11 protein-coding genes and 1 pseudogene are annotated in these 15,536 nt (G+C 71.5%); 6 read left to right on the forward strand and 6 right to left on the reverse strand.

The window, feature by feature from the left end; genetic code table 11:
* Complete coding sequence (locus tag IE262_RS00875) at nt 1-822, reverse strand: SDR family NAD(P)-dependent oxidoreductase (protein ID WP_189870482.1); 822 nt, start codon at nt 820-822, stop codon at nt 1-3.
* A 26-nt stretch (nt 823-848) separates the two neighbouring features.
* On the reverse strand, nt 849-2,123 hold the full coding sequence (locus IE262_RS00880) for a family 1 glycosylhydrolase (protein ID WP_189870484.1): 1,275 nt from the start codon (nt 2,121-2,123) through the stop codon (nt 849-851).
* A gap of 452 nt (nt 2,124-2,575) precedes the next feature.
* Here IE262_RS00880 and IE262_RS00885 point away from each other — a divergent pair.
* Nucleotides 2,576-3,676, forward strand: a pseudogene (locus IE262_RS00885) (pectate lyase family protein); the annotation flags it as partial.
* 18 nt (nt 3,677-3,694) lie between these two features.
* Here the strand turns inward: IE262_RS00885 and IE262_RS00890 are convergent.
* Entirely contained in the window at nt 3,695-4,600 is a 906-nt protein-coding gene (locus tag IE262_RS00890) for a GNAT family N-acetyltransferase (RefSeq protein WP_189870486.1), read from the reverse strand.
* 473 nt (nt 4,601-5,073) lie between these two features.
* Here IE262_RS00890 and IE262_RS00895 point away from each other — a divergent pair, with 473 nt between their 5' ends.
* Nucleotides 5,074-7,275 carry a hypothetical protein gene (locus tag IE262_RS00895; protein ID WP_189870488.1) on the forward strand — a complete coding sequence of 734 codons (2,202 nt, stop codon included), beginning with the start codon at nt 5,074-5,076 and terminating at the stop codon, nt 7,273-7,275.
* 132 nt (nt 7,276-7,407) lie between these two features.
* On the opposite strand, the gene IE262_RS00900 is transcribed toward IE262_RS00895, so the two are convergent.
* The 3 genes from IE262_RS00900 to IE262_RS00910 form a co-directional block, all read right to left on the reverse strand.
* Entirely contained in the window at nt 7,408-8,535 is a 1,128-nt protein-coding gene (locus IE262_RS00900) for a lipid II:glycine glycyltransferase FemX (protein ID WP_189870490.1), read from the reverse strand.
* 230 nt (nt 8,536-8,765) lie between these two features.
* Nucleotides 8,766-9,227, reverse strand: coding sequence for an SUKH-4 family immunity protein (locus IE262_RS00905; RefSeq protein ID WP_189870491.1), 462 nt, complete (start codon nt 9,225-9,227; stop codon nt 8,766-8,768).
* Nucleotides 9,228-9,320: 93 nt separating this feature from the next.
* Nucleotides 9,321-10,646 carry a HAMP domain-containing sensor histidine kinase gene (locus tag IE262_RS00910; RefSeq protein ID WP_189870493.1) on the reverse strand — a complete coding sequence of 442 codons (1,326 nt, stop codon included), beginning with the start codon at nt 10,644-10,646 and terminating at the stop codon, nt 9,321-9,323.
* A 154-nt stretch (nt 10,647-10,800) separates the two neighbouring features.
* Between IE262_RS00910 and IE262_RS00915 the strand changes: the two genes are divergently transcribed.
* Genes IE262_RS00915 through IE262_RS00930 form a run of 4 tightly spaced genes read left to right on the forward strand, consistent with a single transcriptional unit; the run spans nt 10,801 to nt 15,512 of the window.
* Nucleotides 10,801-11,451 carry a hypothetical protein gene (locus IE262_RS00915; RefSeq protein WP_189870495.1) on the forward strand — a complete coding sequence of 217 codons (651 nt, stop codon included), beginning with the start codon at nt 10,801-10,803 and terminating at the stop codon, nt 11,449-11,451.
* A gap of 5 nt (nt 11,452-11,456) precedes the next feature.
* Nucleotides 11,457-12,197 carry an ABC transporter ATP-binding protein gene (locus tag IE262_RS00920; RefSeq protein WP_189870497.1) on the forward strand — a complete coding sequence of 247 codons (741 nt, stop codon included), beginning with the start codon at nt 11,457-11,459 and terminating at the stop codon, nt 12,195-12,197.
* A complete protein-coding gene (locus IE262_RS00925) occupies nt 12,184-12,879 on the forward strand; it encodes an ABC transporter ATP-binding protein (protein WP_189870499.1) in 696 nt (231 codons plus the stop codon). Before IE262_RS00920 ends, IE262_RS00925 begins: the two co-directional genes overlap by 14 nt.
* Nucleotides 12,876-15,512 (forward strand): ABC transporter permease, encoded by a 2,637-nt coding sequence (locus IE262_RS00930; RefSeq protein ID WP_189870501.1) that lies wholly within the window; start codon nt 12,876-12,878, stop codon nt 15,510-15,512. Before IE262_RS00925 ends, IE262_RS00930 begins: the two co-directional genes overlap by 4 nt.
* Nucleotides 15,513-15,536 lie beyond the last annotated feature (24 nt).

The following is a 15,536-nucleotide window of genomic DNA, read 5'->3' on the forward strand; positions in this document are numbered from 1 at the left end:
TCAGATCGTTTCGCCGGCGTCGGCGAGGAGTGTGCTCCCCGTCATGAAGGCCGCGAGGTCGCTCGCGCAGAACAGCACCACGCGGGCGATGTCGTCGGGCACGCCGAGCCGGCCGAGCGGGCCCGGCCTCATCACGGACTTGAGGGACTCGGCGTCCAGAGGGACCCCGGCCTCAGCGGCTGCCGCCATGGTTCCCTCGGTCGGCACGAACGTCGGTGCGACGCCCAGAACGCGGATGCCGAACGGGGCGAATTCAAGGGCGAGTTGCCTGGTGATGCCGCGCGCCGCGTGCTTGGAGCCGACGTAGGCGGCGAGCCCGGGAGCCGTCCCCCGGAACCCGGCCGTGGAGACCGCGTTGACGATGACGCCCCCGCTTCCGGATTCCCGCATCCGGCGCGCTGCCTCCCGGGAGCCGAGGAAGACACCGCGCGCGTTCACGGCGAACACCCCGTCCCAGGTCTCCTCGGACATCTCCAGCGCGGGAACGCTGGGGAAGATCCCGGCGTTGTTGACCCAGATGTCGACGCCGCCGAGTTCCCGGACCGCGAGGTCGGCGGCAGCGGTCACGCTCCCGGCGTCGGTGACGTCCACGTGGGCGGCCAGCGCACGGCCCGGGCGGCGGGCGTTCAGGTCCTCGGCGACGGCGGCGGCGAGCCCGCGCTCGACATCGGTGACGAGCACGTCCGCTCCCGCTTCGGCCATGCGGTCGGCGATGGCCCGGCCCAGCCCGCGGCCCGCACCGGTGACGACGGCGCGCCGTCCGGACAGCGAGATGAGTTCGGCCAGGGGCCGGGACGAGACGTCGCGTACGGATACCTGCACGGTGTGTCCTTCCGGTGGCGGTGCGGTCAGTTGCGCACACGGGCGGCCTGTCCCAGCCAGGCGAGGCTGGGTTTGGGGCGGCGCTCGAAGGTCTCGCGATCGACCTCGACCAGGCCGAACGTCGGCTCCCAGTGGCCCCACTCGTAGTTGTCCAGCAGGCTCCAGTGCAGGTAGCCGCGGACGTCCGCGCCATCGGCGATCGCCGCCTCCAGGTGCCTCAGGGCCTCGCCGGTGTAGGCGATCCGGCGAGTGTCGTCCCGGGTGGCGATGCCGTTCTCGGTGACCAGGATCGGCATGCCGCCGGTGACCTCGGCAGTGTGCCGCACGGCGATGCCCAGGGCGTCCGGCCGGTAGGCGGTGCCCACCAGCGTGTTGTCCGGATGCTGCGGATGGGGCTCGATGCCGTCCGGACCGACCCACTGACTGGAGTACGACTGCACGCCCACGAAGTCGTCGCCGCGCGCCCCCTCCAGGTAAAGGTCCTCCCAGATGTACTCCAGTTCCCGCTTCTTCTCCTCGGCCCCCGGGCGTGCGACGAAGGCACGGTTGGCGACCGTCCAGCCGACCTTGGCACCGGTACGCTCGCGCAGCACCTCCCGGGCGGCGTGGTGCGCCTCGACCAGCCGCTCACCGATCTTCACGTCGGGGGCCGGCAGCTGGGGCCGCGGGCCCTCCGTGTCGACGGTGGGGCTCTGCCACTCCCCGGCCGCCTGCTGGTTCTCCCCGGCCTGGTTCTGCATGGTCTCGTTCTGCGTGGCCTGGTTCTGCATGGCCTGGTTCTGCATGGCCTGGTTCTGCATGGCCTGGGCCATGCCGACCATGATGGCCAGCATGTTCGGCTCGTTCATGGTGACGACCCACTCGACTCCGTCGAGGATCGGGGACACCGCCGCGGCGTACGCCCGGAACCGCTCGACGGCGCGGTCGCCGACCCAGCCTCCTTCCTGGGCGAACCAGAGCGGGCTGGTGAAGTGGTGCAGGGTCACGACCGGCGTGAGGCCGAGCTCGAAGGCCGTGTCGATCATCCGCCGGTAGTGGGCGAGCTCCGCCCGCGAGACCATTCCGGGGACAGGCTCGATCCGGGCCCATTCGACGCCGAAGCGGTAGGCGCCCAGGCCGGCGTCGGCGAGCAGTTGCATGTCCTCGCGGTACCGGTGGTAGCTGTCGCACGCGTCGCCGCTGCGCTCCATACCCGGCATGCGTCCCTCGCTCGCCCAGAAGTCGCTGCCCAGGTTGTTGCCCTCGATCTGGTGCGGTGCGGTGGAGGCGCCCCAGAGGAATCCGGGAGCGAGTTCGGTCATCGTCGACTGCCTTCCTGAGAGTCGGTCATGACGGCCTGACCTGTGCTGCTCGGGCCGATGAACACCAACCCTTACCAGACGGTTGGTTTTCGCTCGAAACCTAGGCCGGGATCCTGAACCTGGGAAGGTTGCTGTTCGGCTTCGTAATCAGAGCGTTACGTGATGGCGGATCACGCGAGAGCGGAGGCCGGCGCCGCGGGCTTTGTCGCGTCGGCTCGGCCGCCTGCTCGCAGCCATCGGCAGGCATCCCTGCCCGCCCGCGAGGCAGCCCTTACCGGTCATGGCGGAAGCCGTTGCGCGTGCTGTTCGCCACGACGGCCAAGCCGATGGCCACCGCGCAGGAATCCAGCGACGGGAACACAGGCGCTGGGCGGCAACCTTGGTGGCCCGTCGGACGACTACGGCATGGAGAACTGACGATCAGCATCCGACGGACGAAAAGTGAGGCGAGGATGACACGAGCAGTCGGACGGCGACTCTATGCGGCACTGGCGACGGTGGCCCTGGCGGCCGCGACCGGCGCGGTTCTGCCGACGCCCGCGGCATCGGCGGCCGCCGGCAGTGCCACGGGTTACGCGACCCAGAACGGTGGCACCACCGGCGGCGCGGGCGGGCAGACCGTACGGGCCACCACGGGAACCGCGATCCATGCGGCACTGTGCGGCCGGGCCAGCAGCAGCACCCCGATCACCATCGAGGTCGAGGGGACCATCAACCACGGCAACACTAGCAAGGTGTCGGGCGACAGCTGCAACACCGCCGCAGGCGTGATCGAGCTCAAGCAGATCAGCAACGTCACCATCATCGGCGTCGGCAGCGGAGCCGTCTTCGACCAGTTGGGTATCCACATTCGCGAAGCCAGCAACATCATCATCCGGAACGTGACAGTCCGGAATGTCAAGAAGTCAGGCTCGCCCACGTCCAACGGTGGCGACGCCATCGGCATGGAGAGGAACGTCCGCAACGTCTGGGTCGATCACGCCACCCTTGAGGCATCGGGCGGGGAGGCGGAAGGGTTCGACGGCCTCTTCGACATGAAGGACAACACCCAGTACGTGACCCTGTCCTACAGCATCCTGCGCAACTCGGGTCGCGGCGGCCTCATCGGCTCCAGTGAGAGCGATCTCTCGAACGGCTTCGTCACGTACCACCACAACCTGTACGAGAACATCGACTCCCGCGCGCCCCTGCTGCGCGGCGGCACAGCCCACATCTACAACAACTACTACGTGAAGCTCAACGAATCGGGCATCAACTCCCGAGCCGGGGCCCGCGCCAAGGTCGACAACAACTACTTCAAGAACTCCAAGGACGTCCTGGGCACCTTCTACACCGACGCCGCCGGGTACTGGCAGGTCAGCGGCAACACCTTCGACAACGTCACCTGGTCCAGCCCCAGCAGTGAGAACAATCCCGCCGGGCCCGACCCGAAGTCCAACACCACCGTGAGCATCCCCTACGCCTACAGCCTCGACGGGACCGGCTGCGTGCCCAACATCGTGAGCCGGACAGCGGGTGCCAACAAAGGACTTCAAGAATCCAATGGCAGCTGCTGAGGCCCTCTCTCGGCACTAGGTGTGTTGTTCGGGCAGGCTGGTGACGCGGCCGGCTTTCGGTTCGGCGGAGGTGAAGTCGTACGGGGCCCAGTCCGCGACCCGGCGGTACCCGAGCCGCTCGTAGAGGGCATTGCTGGTGGGGTTGCCCGCGTCCGTGAACAGCACGACCTCCGTGGCGCCCGCGGCGAGCGCGGCCCGGCTCACCTCGGCCGTCACGGCGGCCGCGTAGCCGCGGCCACGGAGGTGGGCCGGGGTGTAGACGGGATCCACCCGGACCATGCCGGCGACCATCGGGTTCGCACCCGCCATGGAGACGGGGGTGCCGTCGGGGTTCTCCCAGAAGGTGTAGTGCTTCTCGGCGAAGCGGGTGCTGTTCCAGGAGTCGGCGTTGATGGTGACGGTCTCCCCGAGGTCTGCGGCGAGTTCACGGCACCAGCGCATGAGGTGCTCGCGGTCCTGCTCGCCCACGAGTCGGCTCCTGCCGTCCGGGGGCGGAGTCGGCGGGGTGAGGGTGCTGAGGCGGTACAGGTGCATCCGGACGCGCAGCGTGGGCGTGGCGCCAGTGTGCCGCTGCCATGCCTCGGCGAACGCGGTGGCGGTGTCGTGGTCCGCAGTCACGCCGGAGAGGGCGTGGCCGAGACCAGTCAGATGAGCGGCGAGCGCGTCGGCCCGCTCGGGGGACAGCAGGGTGAGGGTCAGCCGACGGGTCGGTGGAAGGTAGAAGATCGCCTGGACCTCGCCGTCCGACTCCAGTCGGCCGAAGAGCACGGTTCCGGGGTCGAACGCGTCTGGGCGGGTCCTCCATTTCTCGATCACGGTGAGCGGAGTGTTGTGCAACGCGGGGCGCGAGCGGAGGAAGTCTCCGGCGCGGGCGAGGAAGTCGTCGATGTCTTCGGTGAGGTGCCAGGCATCCAGGCGCATGCTTCATGATCCCGTATTGACTCGACTCCGGGGAACAGATACTCGAAGCGAGCCGCCGTGGTCACGGTTGCCCTCGGCCGTGCACCGCCTCTGCACGCATCATCGCGGTGCCACTGGACGGCAGGGCACGGACGAGGTCAACGGTTCCGGCCGCGGCCGGAGTCCTCACCGCGGCTTCGGCGCACCGGATCCGAGTCAGTAGGTCGCCGTCGGCCAGCCAGCGGCCCTCACACCGTTCCCTCAGAGGCAAGGCGACTGCCGCGGCCGCGGCCAGCGCCGCACCCGAGGGCTCGGCGAGAGCAGGTGCGCTGGGACGGCGAGAAACGTCGGCTCGGGCACGGAGTCGCCGCACTCGGTCCACGCTCTCGCTGGAGCGGTGGGAAGCGTTGCCCGGTCGGTGGCGTCCATGTCGCTGCCGTCACCACGTGGAAACTCGCATGCAGCGGTACGCACACCTCTGGGACCATCCGGGCATGGGTCAGAGTCTCGAACCGCTGGTCATCCGGCACACACACCGTCTGCCTTCCCTCGCGGGAGCCGCCGGAGCGGGCGACGTAGCGGCACGGCAGTTGGACGCCGCGCTGATGTCCGTGGGCTTCAAGCTGTCGGCGGATCTGCTGGAGCACCTGTCCGGGCTGTCCGAGAGCACGGTCGTCGACACCGCCGTCACCACGCTGGCCACGGTCCGCGAGATGGTCGGCGACCACGTCCAGCACAACGCCTACTTCGTCGACTTCCCGGCGAACGTTCCCGATACGTTCGACTTCTGGATGCGGTGCATCGCCGAGGCCCTCACCGACGACACGGCCCGGGCCGGAACGCTCGACCAGCTCCGTACCGGTGTGGTGGACCTGCTGACGCTGCCGTCGTACGGCGCCTACCAGCACACCTACGCCGAGATGCTCGCCCACCACAGCGAGCTGATCGCCGCGGCGGGCGACCGCATGACGGTGCTGCACCTGGGTGATGACCTGGACTCCGAGGTCACCGCCCTGTATCTCGCCCTGGCCGGCAGCAGCACACCTTTGAGCCAGGACGACCTCGGCGACCTCACGGCTCTCGCCAGGGCTTGCGTGCACGGTCCTCAGCCGGAGGCGATCCCCATCCGGGAGAACCGCGCGATCGTCAACCAGGCCCGTGTGAGCGTCGGCGCACAGCCGCTGCTGGACACCGTCACCGATGTGCTGCGCCTGGCCTGCGCGCTGTCGGGCGGCGATGTGTCCCTGCGGGAGCCGACGCGGTTCGGGGCGCTGTCCCGCCGGGTCCGCCGCGCCCTGCTCGCAGGCCTCGACGCCGTCGTCGCCGCGGCGCCCGCCAGGCTCGCCGATGTCCGTCCCCACCGCGAGGCATGGAAGCGCCTCGGCGAGCGGCTCCACCCGCACGAGTACCCGCGGTGGCCGTACGCCGCCGACGTGTTCGTGGTCGCACGGGGCGAGAAGCGGGCGCAGTCCTTCGACGGCCGGGCCGAGGAACTGCTCGGCACCAACGACGTCACCGGCACGGCGACGCTGCTGAAATCCGCTCCTGGCAAGCTGCTGCGCTCCTTGGACCATCTGCTGCGCTCGGCGGCCACCGACGGCGAGCGGGAGGCGGTCGTCGCCGCCGTCGAAGAGGTCGTGCACCAGGTCTCCGGGCGGGTCGTGCTGTCGGTCCGCGAGCACTTCCACAACCGCGGCGAACACAACCGGAGCGAATCCAGCCAGGGCGAAGACGCCGGTGAACGCCGGGTCTTCGTCAACCGCCTCGGTCGTGCTTGGGTCACGTCCGATGACCGCCCGCCGGTGCCGCCCGCCGAGCGTCAGCGGGTCCTGGCCGTACTCGACGCCGAGATACGCCGTCGTCTGCCCGCTGCCGGGCATCTGCTCATCGATCCGAACGTGCTCGACGTCGCTCTCCCGCTCAGCGGCAAAGCGACCGCGTCCGGGCTGGGCGTGCTGCCGCGCGGCTCAGTGTCGCCGGTCGACGGCGAGCTGCTGCGCTTCTTCGTGTACTGGAAACAGAGCCGCCACCGCACCGACTACGACCTGTCGGCGCTCATGCTGGACGCCCGCTACAAGACCGTCTGCTGGCTGTCGTACACGTCGCTCACCGAGGTCGAGGGCGAACACTCCGGCGACATCACGGACGCGCCCGACGGTGCCTCGGAGTTCATCAACCTGCGTCTGGGGGCCGTGCGCGGGAGGTTCATCGTGCCCCAGGTCAACATCTTCTCCGGAGAGGGGTTCGAGGAGGTCGAGGAGTCGTTCTTCGGGTTCATGCTGCGCGAGGCCGAGCAGCAGGGCCGCCCGTTCGAACCGCGTACCGTGCGCATGAAGTCGGAGCTGCGTGGTCCGGGCAAGGTCGCGCTGCCGCTGGTGTTCCTGCGCGGACCTGACGGCCGGTGGCGCGCCAAATGGCTGCACCTCTACCTCAAGGGCGCCCCGACGGCCAACCGCGTCGAGGGCAACCAGGTGTCCGTCGCGCGGCTGCTGCGCGGCATCGTCGAGCGCGACCAGCTCACGGTGCGGTACCTCACCGGCCTGATGACCGACGACGCCACCGGCATGACCCTGTGGGACGGCACGACGGTCCCGGACGAGCCCGTCACCTACATCGGTCTGCAACGCCCCGACGGTCTGCACCCGGAGTCCCGCGTCATCACCCCGGAAAATCTGCGCGACCTGATCCCGGACTGACTGCTACGGTTGGCCATGGCGAGGCCATGAACGGGGCTTCCTTCTACAGACTCTCTATCTGACGCTAGTTCCGTCGCTCTCCTCGCCCTCGACATGGCAAAGGGGAGGCTCCCCAGGTGGGCGCCTCCCCTTTCACCTGCGCCCGAGGTAGATCCCCAACGCCTGCTGCAGCACCTTGCCCTGGGTGCCCACCGGCAGTTCCCACTCCCCGAGGTACTCCACGGCCCGGCCGCCGGTCCCCGTCTTGAACAGGAGTCGGCCGAGCAGGCGGTCCGCCGTGAGGGCGGGGGTGATGGAGCGCAGGTCGTACATGTCGGCGCCCGCCGCCCGCGCGTCACACAGCATGCGCCACAACAGCAGGCTGCTGGGCCGTAGTTGGCGCCCTCGGCGGCCGGACGCGGCGTACGAGTGCCAGGCTCGGGAGCCGACGCTGAGCATGAGGGCCGCGGAGAGCACCTCGCCGTCGTCGTGGGCGAGGTAGAGGCGGAGCCGGTCGTCGTCCTCGGCGTTCAGGGCCTTCCACATGCGCCGGAAGTAGTCCAACGGGCGGGCCTTGAAGCCGTCGTGGGCAGCGGTCGCGGTGTACAGGCGGTGGAACTCGGGCAGGTCGGAGGCCGAGCCCCGCGAGATGCGGACGCCTGCCGTCTCGGCCGTACGCAAGGACTGTTCCCAATGCGGTGCGAGGGCACCGCGCAGGTCGTCCACCGAGCGCCCCGCCAACGGGATGTGGCAGCCGTAGCGCGGCTGGCCGAGGCCGAAACCGCTGCCGTCGTCCTCCTCGCACGGCCGCCACCCGAGCCGTCGCAGCCGCTCCGCGGCGTCGAGCGCGAATCCGTCGATGCCGGCCGCGGGCAGATCGTGCAGATGACGTACGTCGGGGGCGGCGATGCCCGCCGCCACGGTGGCCGCGTCCCAGTGACGTACGACCAGGGGTGGCCCGATCCTCACCGAGAACGCCCCGATCCGCTTCAGATGGGCGACGAGCGGGTCCAGCCATCTCTCCAGGCGAGGGGCCCGCCAGTCGATCGCGGGTCCATCGGGAAGGTACGCGAGGAAGCGCCGTATCCCGGGCAGCGGCCGGTACAGGACGAGCGCCGCCGCGACCATCGCCTCGCCCTCGAACCAGCCGACGCTCTCGGGAAGCCAGTCAGGCTTCACGTCGCCCCACTCGGGGATCTGGAGATGACTCGCGTCGGGAGACAGCCGGAGGTGGGCCAGATGGTCCTTGCGCGTGATCTCCCGCACGTACAGGCTGGTCATGGGTCGGTACTCCTGTTCGGGGCGGCCACCCCAAGCCCGGGATCACCGGACGGGTCACGCGTTCACCGCAGTGAACTGCTGCCGCCCGCTCCCCGTATCCCAGTCGGGCTCGGTGTACGAGAGGGGCAGTACAGGCGAACGGTCGCCGACGTACACCCGAACTCCGCCTTCCGGCAGTTCCCGGCCTTCGGCCGGCCGAAGTGAGCGGCCTGCCCCGATGTTCCGGGTGGTCACACACTCATGCCGTAGCCCAGTTCCTCGGCTCCGACGTGCCAGAAGGAGTTCTCGTCGGCAACGGCCTCGGCGTCAAGCGCCCCGAATCGTTCCAGCAACGCCTCAGTGAGCGCCTCGGCGGCTTGCTCGGCCAGGTCCACGGCCTCGGCGTCGCCCAGACCGTCGCCGGGCCCCTCATATGCGTCAGCCTCAGCGGCGGCCTCCTCATAGGCGCGGTTGAAGGCGATGAACGCCTCAACGCTGGAGTTCAGCAGGTGGGGAACGCCGTCCTCCGACAGGCACCACAGCGAGCCGTCGTCACGCCGCACGCCGAGCGCGCTCAGCCCCGGGTCGACCGCGACCAGGGCGTACCGCGCACCGTCGACCGTGCGTTCTGTAAAAGGGAGGTCCTGCCATGCCCCGGGGTAGGGGCAGCGAGCACATCCGGCCAAGAGTGAGGCGAGCTCCGCGTCGTTCATGTCGAGAACCTAGCCCGCGTCGCCGGCACTCACCCAAGCGGGTGAGCCCCGAGCGCCGCGGCAAACGCCGAGGCCGCCGGTATTGCCGCCCCCTCAGCGCCCGCCCTGCCCGAGGTCGTTCTCGGCGGCACTTCTCTCCCGGCGTACGGGCAGCAGCAGCGTGAACGTGGTGGGCGCGGCACACGCCAGCGACAGCCGTCCGCCGAGGGTGACGGCGAGGTCGCGGGCGAGGGCGAGGCCGATGCCCGTGCCGGGTCCGCCTCCGGAGTGGCCCCGCTCGAAGAGCCGCACGCCGTCGCCTTCCACGGTGCCCTCGTCAGCGATGTCCAAGGCGAGGGCGTCTTCCAGGTCCCGGACGGTGGCGCGCACGGTGCCGCGTCCGTGGACGCGCGCGTTGTCCAGCAGCACGCCCAGGATCTCGGTGATGGGCCCGCCCGGGACGCGTACATCGTCCGGCGCGTCCTGGAGGGCGAGCACCAGACGTCTGCCGTCGTGGGCGAGGAGTCCGTGCCACCGTTCCCCGGTCTGTGCCAGCAACTCCCCCACCGGCCGGTCCGGGGCCAGGGCCCGGGGTGGCCCGGCGGAGCGCGACAGCCGCAGCACCTCTTCCACGGTCTCGTGCAGTCGGCGGGTGTCGGCCAGGGCCTGCTGAAGCGCCGGCCGGGCGTCGTCCTGGGCGAGTCCGGCCTCCAGGGTGAGCTGGAGTCCGGTGAGCGGGGTGCGCAGTTGGTGGGAGGCGTTGGCTGTGAAGTCCCGCTCGTGACGCAGGAGTTCGGACAGGCTGTGCAGCATGTCGTTGTGGGTGCGCGCGACCTGGTCGATCTCGGCGACGGCGCTGGGCGCGGCCCGCGCGGTCAGATCGCCCTCGGTCACCGCCCGGCAGTGGCGTGAGAGATCCTCCAGTGGTGCGGCGAGCGCCCGAGCCTGCCGGCGGGCGACGAGGACGGCGACGGTGAGCGCGACGACGGCCGTGCCCGCCAGGGCGGCCCAGCCGGCGAAGACACGGCCTTGTACGTCCGCGACGGGGGAAGAGGCGCGGACCACGCCGATCACCCGCTCGGCGTGCGGGACAGGCACGGCGGCGACCAGCTCACCGTCCGACGAGGACCGGGTCACCCGGCCGGCCAGGGCGCGGCGGACGGCGTCGTCGCCGTTCCGGGGTCCGTTTCCGGCGCGCAGCCGCAGCCGCGGGTCGTACAGGCCCAGGTGCTGCCCGGACGCGGCCGGGGGCAGTTCCGCCGGGTCGCCGGTCGTGTAGTCCGGGTTCACCCGGACGGCGGCGGCCAGGGCCGCCCGTTCCAGCGCGTCCCGCTGGCCGGCGTACAGGGAGTACCTGGTGGCGAGGCCCAGGGGCACGGCCAGGAGGATCAGGGCGACCAGGACGGCGGTCAGGGCCACCCGCACCACACGCTGTCTCATGACCTCATCTTGCGGGCCGCTCACCAGGCCGTACGGGCCCCGGCGCGGACTTTTGCCGTCGTCTAACCATCGGCGCGCGGGCCGTTAACCGGCTCCCTCCTAGCGTCTGGGACGTGACCGTCCGGTCCCGGGCATTCTCTGGAGGGCAAGGGCTATGACATATCCACGGAAGTCCGCCGCCGTGGCGGCCGGGCTGCTGCTCGCCTCGGCGGTGACCGCCGGGTGCTCCGGCGCCGCATCGGGTTCGGGCTCGCGGTCCGGATCGAGCACGGCATCCTCCACGCCGAGGTCGTCGACCGGGTCCGCGCCGAACGCGGCGCCCACGGAGAGCAACCCGCCCGGCGACATCCCCGACAACCAGGCGTACGTGGCGTTCCGGCCGTCCAGTGGCTTCGCCGGCTTCACGGTGAAGGTGCCCGAGGGCTGGGCCCGTACGACGAAGGGCTCCACGACGGTCTTCACGGACAAGCTCAACCGTGTCCAGATCTCCCCCGCGGCCGTCTCCGCAGCGCCGACCGTCGGTTCGGTGACCAACACCGTCGTGCCCCAACTGCGCACCCAGGTACCGAAGTTCGCGAGCCCCAAGGTGACCGTCGTCCAGCGGAAGGCGGGCACTGCCGTGCTGCTGACCTATCGGGGGGACTCCGCCCCGGACCCCGTCACGGGCAAGGTCGTGCGGGACGCGTTCGAGCGGTATGCCTTCTACCGGCAGGGCCACGAGGTGAACCTCACCCTGTCCGGTCCGGTGAACGCCGACAACGTGGACCCGTGGCGCATCGTCAGCGACTCCTTCGGCTGGCGGTGAGCGGCATGGCTGCGCGGTCGTACGACGATGCCCTGATCGCCCGGGACCTGTACCGCTTCTTCCGGGCCGGCGAGGAGGAGACGCTCGCGCTGCGCGGGGTGTCCCTGCGGGTGGCTCGTGGTGAGACGGTAGCCGTGGTCGGCCCGTCCGGGGCAGGCAAGTCCACGCTGCTGTCCTGTCTGGCCGGGCTCGACGAACCGTCGGGCGGCGAGGTGCACGTGGACGGTGTCCGCATCAGCCACCGGCCCGAGACCGAGCGGGCCCGGCTGCGGGCCCGGCACATCGGCGTCCTGCTGCAGACCCGCAACCTGCTGCCGCATCTGAGCGTGCGCGACAACGTGCGCCTCGCGCAGGGGGCGGTACGCGGCCGGCCCGCCGCGGCCGCGGAGGTGCTGCTGGACCAGGTGGGGCTGGGGGAACGCCGGCACGCGCTGCCCCGGCAACTGTCAGGCGGGGAGACGGCCCGCGCCGGGCTGGCCGTCGCGCTGGCCAACTCGCCCGCCGTGCTGCTCGCGGACGAGCCGACCGGCGAACTCGACGGCGGCACCGAGCGGCTGGTCCTGCGGATGCTGCGGGACCGCGCGGAGGACGGTTGCGCTGTCCTACTCGTCACGCACAGTCCGGAGGCGGTGCTGATCGCCGACCGGGTGATCCGGCTCGACGACGGTCGGGCCACGGAGACCGGCGGGACGGGTGCCCGCACCGCCGACCCGGACGTTCGGGAGGTGCGCCATGGCTCCGGCTGATGTGTTGATCGACTGTCAGGACGCCGCCCTCACATTCGGCCGCGGCCCGAACGCGGTGGTGGCCGTGCACGGGGCCGCGCTGCGGGTCCACGCCGGGGACCGGCTGGCGATCGTCGGGCCCTCGGGGTCGGGCAAGTCGTCGCTGCTGCATCTGCTCGCCGGGCTCGAACAGCCGACCAGCGGCAGCGTGACCTGGCCCGGACTGGCCGGGCTGCGGGACATCGGGCTGGTCTTCCAGGGCGACAGCCTCGTCCCGGCGCTCGACATCGTCGAGAACACCGCGCTGCCGCTGGTGCTCACCGGGATGTCTGACGACCGGGCGCGCGAGGCCGCCCTGAGCGCGCTCGCCCTGGTCGGCACGGCCGACCTGGCCGACCGGCTGCCGGAGGAGATCTCCGGCGGCCAGGCGCAGCGCGTCGCCGCGGCCAGGGTGCTGGCGCAGACCCCCCGCGTGATCCTCGCCGACGAGCCGACGGGCCGCCTCGACCACGCCACCGGCGGCCGCGTCCTGGACGCGCTGCTGACCGCGGCCGACGAGACGGGTGCGGCTCTCGTCCTCACCACCCACGACCCGGCGGTCGCCGCCCGCCTCACCGCGCGGTGCACCATGCGCGACGGGCGGCTGACATCCGCCGACAGCGTGGAGGCGAACGCCGGCCACAGCCTTGGAGAGACGTCATGATCAGCTCATGGGCGAGCGGACTCGCCCGCCGCCGCACCGGGGGGCTCCTCGCGGCCATGGCCGGGGTCGCGCTCGCCGTGGCCCTCGTCGCCGCGCTCGGCTCGTTCCTGACCGCGTCCAAGGCGACCATGACGCAGCGGGCGGTGCGCTCGGTCGCCGTGGACTGGCAGGTGGAGGTGCAGCCCGGCGCCGACCCGAACGCGGCACTGTCGCTGGTGCGCACGGCCCCCGGCGTCCGGTCCGCCGTCCCGGTCGGCTTCGCGCACACCAGCGCCTTCACCGCCACCGTCCAGGGCAGCACCCAGACCACCGGGCCCGGCATGCTCCTCGGGCTCCCCGACGGCTACCGGACTCTCTTCCCCGGCGAGGGCCGCTCGCTGACCGGCCGCCCCACCGGCGTGCTCCTGGCCCAGCAGACGGCCTCGAACCTGCACGCGGCCCCCGGCTCGACGGTCGGCATCCGGCTGCCCGGGGCGGGCGTGCGCCAGGTCCGCGTGGACGGGGTCGTCGACCTCCCGCAGGCCGACTCACTGTTCCAGAAGGTCGGCGCGCCCACCCAGTCCCAGCCCACCGCCCCGCCCGACAACGTGGTCCTGGTGCCCGCCGCGCAGTTCGCCTCCCTGACCCACCGCGCCACGGACGTCACCACGCAGATCCACGTCGCCCGCGACGCGGCACTGCCCCATGACCCGGCCGCCGCGTTCACCTCGGTGACCCGCGCCGCCCACAACCTGGAAGCCAAGGGCACCGGTTCGGTGCTCGTCGGTGACAACCTGGGCGCCGCGCTCGACTCGGCCCGCCAGGACGCCCTGTACGCGCAGATCCTCTTCCTCTTCCTCGGCGTGCCCGGCGCGGTCCTCGCCGCCTCGCTGACCGCCGCGGTCGCGGGCGCCGGCGGTGAACGGCGCCGCCAGGAGCAGGCGCTGCTGCGGCTGCGCGGCCTCGCGCCCCGCCGGATCATGTCCCTGGCGGGCCTGGAGGCGGCACTCATCGGCGTCGGCGGCGGGCTCGCCGGTCTCGGCATCGCGGCGCTGACCGGGCGGCTCGCCTTCGGGACGGCGTCCTTCGGCGCCGTCGGCTGGATCGTCTGGTACGCCGTCGCGTTCGTCGTCGGCGCGGCGGTCGCCGCGGGCGCCGTGCTCGTGCCCGCCGTGCGCGATCTGCGGACGGTGACGGTCGCCGACACCCGCAGGACCGCGCGCCGCACCCGTTCCCCCTGGTGGATGCGCATGGGCCTGGACTTCCTGCTGCTGATCGGCTCCTGGCTCGTCTTCCGCGCCTCGTCCGGCAACCAGTACGCGCTCGTCCTCGCCCCCGAGGGCGTACCCAGCATCTCCGTGTCGTACTGGGCCTTCCTGGGACCCGCGCTGCTGTGGATCGGTGCCGCCCTGCTGCTGTGGCGCCTCACCCTCCTGGCGCTCACCCGCGGCCGCCCCCTCCTGGCCCGGCTCGCACGCCCGCTGACGTCGACGCTGGCCGGGACGACAGCGGCCGTCCTCGCCCGGCGCCGCCGCACCCTGGCCCGCTCCATGGTCCTGCTGGCTCTCGCGGTGTCGTTCGCCGCGTCCACGTCCGTCTTCAACGCCACGTACAAGCAGCAGGCCGAGGTGGACGCCCGCCTCACCAACGGCGCCGACGTCACGGTCACCGAGCCGCCCGGCTCGCAGACCCCGCCGGGCGCGGCCGCCGCGCTGAAGGTCTCCGGCGTCCGCCGCGTCGAGCCGCTCCAGCACCGGTTCGCCTATGTCGGCTCCGACCTCCAGGACCTCTACGGCGTACGCCCGGACACGATCGCCTCCGCGACCTCCCTGCAGGACGCGTACTTCTCCGGCGGCCGTGCGCAGCAGCTCATGCGGCGGCTCGCCCAGCGCCCCGACAACCTCCTGGTCAGCGCCGAGACCGTGCATGACTTCCAGCTCTCCCCCGGCGACACCGTCAACCTCCGCGTGCAGGACGCCACAACCAAGGTCCTGCGCACGGTTCCCTTCCACTACGCCGGAATCGTCAAGGAGTTCCCGACCGCGCCCAAGGACAGCTTCTTCGTCGCCAACGCCTCCTACGTGGCGAAGGCCACCGGCAGCAACGCGGTGGGCGCGTTCCTCGTCGACACCGGCGGCAGCAATCAGAAGGCCGTAGCAGCACAGTTGCGTGGGCGGCTGGGCACGAGCGCCACCGTCACCGACCTCACCCAGACGCGGGGCGCCGTCGGAACCAGTCTGACCTCGGTCGATCTGGCCGGCCTGACCCGGATCGAGCTGGCCTTCGCGGTGCTGCTCGCCGCCGGGGCCGGGGGCCTGGTCCTCGCCCTCGGGCTCGCCGAGCGCCGCCGCACCTTCGCCATCACCACCGTGCTGGGTGCCACCCGCCGCCATCTGCGCGGCATGGTCCTCACGGAGGCGATCGTGCTGGCAGCCGGTGGCCTGGCGGGCGGCGCACTCATCGGCTGGGCACTGTCCGAGATGCTGGTCAAGGTCCTCACCGGCGTCTTCGACCCACCACCGGCCGCACTCGCCGTCCCGGGCGGCTACCTGACGCTCACCGCGGTCGCAGCCGTGGCCGCCGTACTGGCCGCCGCCCTCAACGGCGTGCGCAGGGCCAGGCGCCCCGCCGTCGAGGAACTGCGCGACCTGTGAGCACACCGAACGGCCCCACAGCCC

Origin of the sequence: Streptomyces bluensis, from assembly GCF_014650715.1 — a bacterium.
GTDB classification, from domain to species: domain Bacteria; phylum Actinomycetota; class Actinomycetes; order Streptomycetales; family Streptomycetaceae; genus Streptomyces; species Streptomyces bluensis.